We start from the raw sequence: 592 nt of genomic DNA on the forward strand, positions 1-592 counted from the left end.
ACAAGATCCAGCTTGACGGCTCGGCGGTAGCAGATCACTGCGCAGGCCAGCTGGGTGAAACCCAGGAAATGGGCGGCCTTGCGCTCGTAGCGGCGTGCCAGCCGCCGGAACCGGGAAACCCACTCCAGGGTCCGTTCGATGACGTAGCGGTACCGCCCCAGTCGCTTGGCCGACTCGATACCCCGGCGGGCGATCCGGGCAATAATGCCTCGCCGACGCAGCATCTTTCGGCAGGCAGGGTAGTCGTAGCCCTTGTCCGCGTGCAGCTTGTGCGGCCGGCGCCGGGGCCGTCCGACCGGCCCGGCGACCGGCGCGACCGCATCGACCACCGCCTCGAACTCCAGGTGATCGTTGCGGTTGGCCGCGGAGACGACCACCGACAGCGGGATACCACCACGGTCGCTCATCGCATGGATCTTCGAGCCCGGCTTGCCCCGGTCAACCGGGCTGGGGCCGGTCAGGTCCCCCCTTTTACCGCCCTGACCTGCATCGCGTCCACCGACGCTCGTGACCAGTCAATCGCTCCGGCAGAACCGAGCAAATCCAGCATCATCTGATGCAGCCGGGCGAACACCTCCGCCTCGACCCACTC

1 protein-coding gene is annotated in these 592 nt (G+C 67.6%); it reads right to left on the reverse strand.

Annotated elements, in window-relative coordinates; genetic code table 11:
- The coding region (locus D5S19_RS03880; protein ID WP_158605486.1) for an IS5 family transposase at positions 1–515 on the reverse strand (515 nt) is incomplete at its 3' end.
- Between the last annotated feature and the right edge of the window lie 77 nt (positions 516–592).

This window comes from Amycolatopsis panacis (assembly GCF_003600245.1).
Lineage (GTDB): Bacteria > Actinomycetota > Actinomycetes > Mycobacteriales > Pseudonocardiaceae > Amycolatopsis > Amycolatopsis sulphurea.